Source organism: Rhizobacter sp. P3_C12 (assembly GCF_056402735.1).
Genome location: NZ_JBFUGW010000273.1, coordinates 1 through 8,059, shown reverse-complemented (window position 1 = coordinate 8,059; position 8,059 = coordinate 1). Strand labels below are relative to the sequence as shown.

The 8,059-nt window shown below is 71.7% G+C and carries 5 protein-coding genes and 1 pseudogene; 3 read left to right on the top strand and 3 right to left on the bottom strand.

The annotated features are described in order from the left end of the window. Together AC1DXV_RS28025 and AC1DXV_RS28020 are read left to right on the top strand one after the other, a co-directional pair. On the top strand, window positions 1-1,919 hold a 1,919-nt coding region (locus tag AC1DXV_RS28025), incomplete at its 5' end, for a methylmalonyl-CoA mutase family protein (RefSeq protein ID WP_477936671.1). A 68-nt stretch (window positions 1,920-1,987) separates the two neighbouring features. Beyond that, complete coding sequence (locus AC1DXV_RS28020) at window positions 1,988-3,811, top strand: diguanylate cyclase (RefSeq protein ID WP_477868373.1); 1,824 nt, start codon at window positions 1,988-1,990, stop codon at window positions 3,809-3,811. Here AC1DXV_RS28020 and AC1DXV_RS28015 read toward each other — a convergent pair. Both AC1DXV_RS28015 and AC1DXV_RS28010 read right to left on the bottom strand, forming a co-directional pair. Beyond that, a complete protein-coding gene (locus tag AC1DXV_RS28015) occupies window positions 3,808-5,181 on the bottom strand; it encodes a M28 family metallopeptidase (protein WP_477868375.1) in 1,374 nt (457 codons plus the stop codon). The two genes, AC1DXV_RS28020 and AC1DXV_RS28015, sit on opposite strands and share 4 nt — an antisense overlap. A 28-nt stretch (window positions 5,182-5,209) precedes the next feature. Then, window positions 5,210-6,133 carry a LysR family transcriptional regulator gene (locus AC1DXV_RS28010; protein WP_477936669.1) on the bottom strand — a complete coding sequence of 308 codons (924 nt, stop codon included), beginning with the start codon at window positions 6,131-6,133 and terminating at the stop codon, window positions 5,210-5,212. A gap of 89 nt (window positions 6,134-6,222) precedes the next feature. On the opposite strand from AC1DXV_RS28010, the gene AC1DXV_RS28005 reads away from it, so the two are divergent. Continuing rightward, complete coding sequence (locus AC1DXV_RS28005) at window positions 6,223-7,200, top strand: flavin-nucleotide-binding protein (protein ID WP_477936667.1); 978 nt, start codon at window positions 6,223-6,225, stop codon at window positions 7,198-7,200. Window positions 7,201-7,212: 12 nt separating this feature from the next. Here AC1DXV_RS28005 and AC1DXV_RS28000 read toward each other — a convergent pair. Beyond that, a pseudogene (locus tag AC1DXV_RS28000) lies at window positions 7,213-8,059 on the bottom strand (hypothetical protein); the annotation flags it as partial.

Below are 8,059 nucleotides of genomic sequence, written 5' to 3'. Positions count from 1 at the left end.
GCTACAAGCAGCACGCGCGCGCGCAGGCCCGGCTCGCGCGCGAGGTGCAGCAGCTGCGCGGCGCGGCGCGCATGCTGCTGGAGGCCGATGCGGCGCAACCGGCCCACGCGAACGCCGCGGCGCAGCTCGCCGACCAGCGCGAGCAGCGGCTCGATGCCGCCTCGCGCAAGCTGCTGGCGCAGTGGCCGCAGCTGCAGGCCGCCTACGCGGGCGACGAGTACGTCGTGAAGATCCGCGACAAGGAGCTGCGCACCGCGCTGACCACGCAGAGCCTGTCGGGCACCAAGGTGCGCAAGGTGGCGCTGCCGCAGTTCGAGGACCACGGCGAGATCCTGAAGTGGCTGCTGCTCGACAACGTGCCCGGCAGCTTCCCGTACAGCGCCGGCACCTTCGCGTTCAAGCGCGAGGGCGAGGACCCGACGCGCATGTTCGCCGGCGAGGGCGATGCCTTCCGCACCAACCGGCGCTTCAAGCTGCTCTCCGAAGGGATGCCGGCGAAGCGGTTGTCGACCGCGTTCGACAGCGTCACGCTGTACGGCAACGACCCGGCGCTGCGGCCCGACATCTACGGCAAGGTCGGCAACTCCGGCGTCAGCATCGCGACGCTGGACGACATGAAGGTGCTGTACGGCGGCTTCGACCTGTGCAACCCGGCCACCAGCGTCAGCATGACGATCAACGGGCCGGCGCCGACGATCCTCGCGATGTTCATGAACACCGCGATCGACCAGCAGCTGGCGCGCTTCGAGGCCGACAACGCCCGCGATCCGAGCGACGACGAACTGCACAAGATCCGTGCCTGGGTGCAGCAGAACGTGCGTGGCACGGTGCAGGCCGACATCCTGAAGGAAGACCAGGGGCAGAACACCTGCATCTTCTCGACCGAGTTCAGCCTGAAGGTGATGGGCGACATCGCCGAATACTTCGTGCACCACCAGGTGCGCAACTTCTATTCGGTGAGCATCAGCGGCTACCACATCGCCGAAGCGGGGGCGAACCCGATCAGCCAGCTCGCGTTCACGCTGAGCAACGGCTTCACGTTCGTCGAGGCGTACCTCGCGCGCGGCATGCACGTTGACGACTTCGCGCCGAACCTGAGCTTCTTCTTCAGCAACGGCATGGACCCGGAGTACACCGTGCTCGGCCGCGTCGCGCGGCGCATCTGGGCGGTGGCGATGCGCGAGCGCTACGGCGCCAACGAGCGCAGCCAGAAGCTGAAGTACCACGTGCAGACCTCGGGCCGCTCGCTGCATGCGCAGGAGATCCAGTTCAACGACATCCGCACCACGCTGCAGGCGCTGATCGCGGTCTACGACAACTGCAACTCGCTGCACACCAATGCCTTCGACGAGGCGATCACGACGCCCACCGAGGACAGCGTGCGCCGCGCGATGGCGATCCAGCTGATCATCAACCGCGAATGGGGCCTGGCGAAGAACGAGAACCCGAACCAGGGCGCGTTCATCATCGACGAGCTGACCGAGCTGGTGGAAGAGGCGGTGCTGGCCGAGTTCGAGAAGCTCGCCGAGCGCGGCGGCGTGCTGGGTGCGATGGAGACCGGCTACCAGCGCGGCCAGATCCAGGAAGAGAGCATGCACTACGAGATGCTCAAGCACACCGGCGAGTACCCGATCATCGGCGTCAACACCTTCCGCAACCCGCATGGGGACCCGGTGGCCGATCACATCGAGCTGGCACGCTCGACCGACGACGAGAAGCAGTCGCAGCTCGCGCGGCTCGCGGCCTTCCACGCCACGCATGCCGATGCGGCGCCGGCGATGCTCGCGCGGCTGCAGCAGGCGGTGATCGCCAACGGCAACGTGTTCGAGGTGCTGATGGACGCGGTGCGCTGCTGCTCGCTCGGGCAGATCACCGCGGCGCTGTTCGAGGTGGGCGGGCAGTACCGGCGCAGCATGTAGCCGGGCCGGCGCCTGCCGGCAAGCTTGGGGATGCCGGCACACGCCAAAAGCGATGACAATCCGGTGCCATGAAAGCGCCGCCCATCCGACGATCGACGTCCACCGCGCTCGCCACCGCACGCCGCGCGTGGCGGCTGCTGTACAGCGATTCGCGCCGGTGCATCGTGCTGGCCGACCAGGCGCTCGAGCGCAGCCTCGCGCACGGCGACCAGGCCGCCGAAGGCTGGGCCCGGCTGGTGCGCGGGCTGCACCTGATCTGGTATTCCACACCGCTCGAAGCCGCCGGCGAGCTGGCCGAGGCCGACCGCTGCTTCGACGCCACGCACGACCGCGCCGGCCACCTGCTGGCCGAGGTCGGCATCGCGCGCTGCCTGTGGCGCGAGGGCAAGTACCGCGAATCGCTGGAGCGCGCGCTGCCGCTGCGCGCCGAGGGCCTGGCCGTGCTGAAGCACGACGAACTCGGCATGCTGCTGAACGTGATCGCCGGCTGCTATGCCTCGCTCGGCCAGTCGGAGCAGGCCTTCGCGTACATGTTCCAGGCGCTGAACGAGTCGCGCCCGGCACGCGGCAACGGCTTCGAGGTGGTGCTGTACTGCAACCTCGCGCACGAGCTGATCCAGCTCGGCGACTACCACCAGGCGCTCAGCCACGTCGAGGAAGGCATCGCCCGCTACGCGCGGCTCGACAACCCGCGGCTGCTCAGCGTGCTGCTGATCAACCGCGTGATCTGCCTGACCAACCTCGAGCGCGCGGCCGATGCGCTGGGCGATGTCGAGCGGCTGCTCGCGCTGCCGACCGATGCGAGCGGGCGCGGCAGCACCAATGCGAACTTCGAGACGATGGCGATCGCCGCGCTGCGCGCCGGCAACACCACGCTCGGCGCCGAGCTGATCGAGCGCGCCTCGCAGGACAAGAGCGGCATCAAGGTGCCCGACGAGCGCATCACGCTGGTGGTCGCCACCGCCGAGGTGATGGCCGCGCGCGACCTGCTGCCGCAAGCCGCCGCGCTGCTGGCGCAGGCGCAGCCGGCGGTATTGAACGCCGCGGCCGAAGGCCTGAGCCTGCGCGTGCGCTGCCTGTTCCACCAGGCGATGGCCGACACGCACGAGCGGCTGGGCCACGCGGCGCAGGCGCTGGCCTCTCTGCGCATCTGGCAGGCGCTGCACGTCGAGCGCGCGCAACAGGCCTCGCGGGCGCGCTACCAGGCGGCCTCGCTGCAGACCGAGCTGCGCCGGCTGCAGCAGAACCTCGACGAGATCGAGGCGCGCCGCCGCACCACCGAGCGCGCGAAGGCCGAGCTCGAGGCCATCAACCAGCAGCTGTCGCAGAAGATCGACGAGGTCGAGGCGCTGCAGGCCGAGCTGCGCCAGCAGGCCACGCGCGACTTCCTGACCGGCCTGTTCAACCGCCGCCACCTGAACGACGTGCTGCCGCAGATGCTGCTGCTCGCGCAGCGCGAGCAGCAGCCGCTGGCGGCCGCGATCATCGACCTGGACCACTTCAAGTCGGTGAACGACCGGCACGGCCACGTGGCCGGCGACAAGCTGCTGGCCGCGTTCGGCGCGCTACTGATCGCGCACGGGCGGCGCAGCGACATCGCGTTCCGCTTTGGCGGCGAGGAGTTCTGCCTGCTGATGCCGCGCACCGACGCATTCGCGGCGCAGCGCAAGGTCGAGGCGCTGCTGGGCGCGTGGCGCGACGAGGTGTTCCAGTTCGAGACCGGCACGCTGCACCGCAACACCTTCTCGGCCGGCATCGCCGATTCGCTCGCCGAGCTGGCGGCGATGGAGCAGCTGCTGAAGATCGCCGACGACCGGCTGCTCGAGGCCAAGCGCAGCGGGCGCAACCAGGTGCTGGCGGCGGACCTGCGGGCCGATCCGGTCGAAGCCTAGAAGCTGCCCGGATCGCCCGGGAACACCACCGGCGACTCGTAGCCATCGGCCGACACCGCCGACACGCCGAAGAACCAGTCGTCGATCACGACGTTCTTCAGCACCAGCTGGGTTGCATCGCCCGCGACGAAGCGGCTGTGCTGCCAGTGCGGCGCGGTCGTCTCGCGCCACCACACGCGGTACCCGGCCACGCCCGGCTGCGCCTGCCCCGCTTGTGCCTGCCATTTGATGGTGGTGTCCGGCGTCACCGCGCCCCCGATCGACACGCCCTTCGGCGGCATCGGCGCATTCGCCATCGCGGCCAGCGTCACCGCGTTCAGCCGCGTCACCTGCGCGAGGTACGGGAAATCGACGCCGTCGATCGTGTCGCCGTAGGCGATGCCGCCTTCGGTGCGCAGGTCCTGGTGCTGGCGCGTGTAGTCTTCGTGCGCCTCGGTCACGCGCACCGCCGGGATGCCGGCATCGAGGAACGGCACCTGGTCGCCGCCGCGGCCGTAGCGGTCGGTGCGGTAGACCATCTGCACGCGCAGGTTGGTCAGGTAGCGCGCCGACAGGCTGGCCATGAAGCGCGCGATGTTGCGCGACGGCGAATCGACCTCGCCGCCGTTGTAGCGCCGCTTGCCGGCCTGCGCCGGCGTCTCGACCGCCTTGGTCCCTTCGGAGAACACGCGCACCGTGCCGTTGTCATGCACGCCGTCCTGGCCGTGGCTGTTGCCGACGATGTCGTTGTTCAAGTCGGCCTGCACCTGCCAGCCCTCGACCTTGGCATGGTCGACCAGCACCTTGCCGCCGTACAGGCCCTGCTCCTCGCCCGACAGCGCGGCATAGACGAGGGTCGCGCGGAACTTGTGCTTCGACAGCACGCGCGCCGCCTCCATCAGCGCGGCGACACCCGAGGCGTCGTCGTTCGCGCCGGGCGCGTCGCTGGTCGCATCCATCACGTCGCTGACGCGCGAGTCGAGGTGGCCGGTGATCACGATCACGCGCTGCGGCTCGGTGGTGCCGCGCTGCACCGCAACGATGTCCATCACCTCGGTGGGCTGCGGCAGCCGCGGGCCGGTGAAGGTCTGCGACGGCGTCGCCACCTGCAGGCAACCGCCGCAGTCGCGCGACAGCGCGGTGAAGCGCGACTGCACCCAGCGGCGCGCCGCGCCGATGCCGCGCGTCGGCGAGGTGGTGTCCGAGGCGGTGTGGCGCGTGCCGAACGCGACCAGGTGGGTGATGGTGCTGCGCAGTTCGTCGGGGCTGACGGCGGCGGCGATCTCGCGCAGCGCCGGCTGGTCCGGGAAAGGCGCCGGATCGGGGGGCGCAGCCTGCGCAGCGCCCGCGATCGAACACAAGGCCAGCAGGCTCAGGCGAATCAGCTTCATCGTGGCATCCAGTCAGGGGGAAGGTGGATCATGCCGGTTCGGGCCACGGGAAGCGCCCGTTCAGCACCGGCACGTCGCGCAACCGCGCGACGCTGAAATCGATGAAGGCGCGCAGCTTCGCGGTGGCGCGGCGGCCTTCGAGGTGCACCAGCTGCACCGGCACCGGCGCCGGCTCGTGCGCGGCCAGCACGATGCGCAGTCGCCCGGCAAGCACGTCGTCGGCCACCTGGTACGACATCGCCCGGGCCAGCCCGTGCCCGGCCAGCGCGGCGGCGATCGCCATCTCGCCGGTGTTGGCCACCAGCTGCATGCGCGGCTGCACGCTGTCGCCGCGCGTGCCGAACCCCCACGGCACATTCACCGCGCCGTGCTGCGAGAAGCCGATCGCCGCATGCTGCGGCACATCCGCCGGCGTGCGCGGCACGCCGTGCGCTGCCAGGTAACCGGGCGACGCGACGACGACGCGCCGCACCTGGCCGACCGGCACCGCGTGCAGGCCCGAATCGGCGAGGCGCGCGATGCGCACCGCGACATCGAAGCCCTCGTCGAGCAGGTGCACGACGTGGTCGGCGAACCAGGTGCGCGCGCTGACCTGCGGGTGCGCGGCGAGGAAGTCGAGCAGCACCGGCGCGACGTGCAGCCGCCCGAACATCGCCGGCGCGGTGATCGCGAGCAGCCCTTGCGGCGCGGTGTACGCCCCGCCCGCGGTGGCCTCGGCCTCGGCGATCTCGGCCAGGATGCGCCTGCAGTCGGCATGGAAGCGCGTGCCGGCATCGGTCAGCGAGACGCTGCGCGTCGTGCGCCGCAGCAGCTGCGCGCCCACGTGCTGCTCGATCGCCGCGACCGCCCGCGTGACGGCCGGCGGCGACATGCCGAGCAGCCGCGCCGCCGGCGCAAAGCCGCGCGCGTCGGCGACGGCCACGAACACCCGCATCCCTTCGAGTCGGTCCATGCGCGCATTCTCGCCATTCCGCGCGCCGGAAGAATCAAATGCGGCCGGCGGGGATTCCGCTGCGCGGCGCGGCAGCCTAAGGTTGCGGCATGAACGACACCCCACTCTTCCACGCCGGCGAACTGGCGGTGCAGCAACGCGCCGGCGTGCGCGCCATGGTCGACGGTTTCGCGTCGCACATGATCCGCGACGCGATGCCGCTGCAGCACCAGCAGTTCTTCGCGCAGCTGCCGACGCTGTTCGTCGGCAGCCTCGATGCGATGCGGCGCCCGTGGGCCTCGGTGCTGAGCGGCGCACCTGGCTTCGCCGAGGCGCAGGACGCGCGGCACCTGCGCATCCGCGCCGGGCGCGACGCCGCCGATCCGCTGTCGGCCCACCTGGCCGTCGGCGACCCGATCGGCCTGCTGGGCCTGGAGCCGCACACGCGGCGGCGCAACCGGCTGAACGGGACGGTGACGCAGCTGGACGCCGCGCGCATCGAGGTGCAGGTCGACGCGAGCTTCGGCAACTGCCCGCAGTACATCCAGGCGCGCGAAGCGCTGCCGGCCGAGCCGGCTGCTTCGGCGGCGCGACCGGAGGCCACGCTGCTGGGTCCGCAGCTGAGCCCGCAGGCAAGCGCGCTGGTGCGCCGGGCGGACACGCTGTTCATCGCGTCGGCCTCACCGCATGCGCGCGGCGAGGCGGGCGCGGACGGTGTCGATGTCTCGCACCGCGGCGGCCGGCCGGGCTTCGTGCGGGTCGAGACGGTCGGTGCGCACAGCGTGCTGACGATCCCCGATTTCCGCGGCAACCGGCTCTTCAACACGCTCGGCAACATCGCGGCCCACCCGCACGCCGGGCTGCTGTTCATCGACTACGAGCACGGCGACGTGCTGCAGCTGACCGGCGACGCCGAGCTGGTCTGGGACGGCCCCGAGCTGCAGGCCTTCGCCGGCGCGCAGCGGCTGCTGCGGGTGCAGGTGCAGGCCGCCGTGTGGCGGCCGCAGGCGCTGCCGCTGCGCTGGTCGGCGGCCGAGTTCGCGCCGCAGCTCGCGGCCACCGGGCGCTGGGCCGATCCGGCCGGCTGAGCCAGCGCCGGTCTACGTGGCCTTGGCCAGCTGCAGCGCAGGCGTCAGCAAGGCGAGGTGCGCATCGAGTGCCTGCTGCGCGGCTGCCAGGGTGCCGGCACCTTCGAGGCGGGTGTCGTCACGCTCATCGTCGCGCCGCACCTGCGAGGGGGTGGCGTCAGCGGCCGGCGGCGTTGCGCTGCGCTGCGCCTGGACGGCTTGCTCCAGCGGGGCGCGCAGCTCATGGCCGGGCGGCAGCTCCTGTGCATAGGCGCGCCAGAAGTCGAGGCTCGCTTGCGACATCGGGTTCGGCGGCGCGGCCGTCGCGACCGCGGGATGGTCCTGCCCCGGGAGCACCGTCCGCGGTTCGAGCATCTGCTGCAGCGTGGCGATCGGGACGGCGCTCGATGGCGGAGGCTGCGAGGGCGCGGTTGACCGCGATGGCACCCGTCCCGGCGCCGGGCGCGCCGAGGGCGCCGCCGCACGCGAAGGAGAAGGCGGAGCCGGAGTCGGTACGTGCGCCTCATCGCCGGAGACCGACGCCTGCCGCACCGGTGCGGGGACCGGGGCGAAAACGCGGACGGGTGCAGCAGGCAGCGTCGCCCCTTCGCGCAGACCCTGTTCGAACAGCTGGCGTGCCGACCTGCCCTCGTCGCCGGGCGGATCCACGGCGCGCGGCGCATCGTGCACCACGGCCCGCGCCTCGCGCCAGCCGGCCTCGAAGTCGGACGCCACCGCGGGATCGGCCGGGCGAGCCGGCGTCGACACCGGTGGCGTCGGGCGTGTCGGGCGTGTCGCAGCCGGCCGCGGCATCGGTGGCTGCACGCGCTGCGGCACCCCCTCGTCGACCGGCCTCGAGGCGGCGGCGGCGGCTGGACGC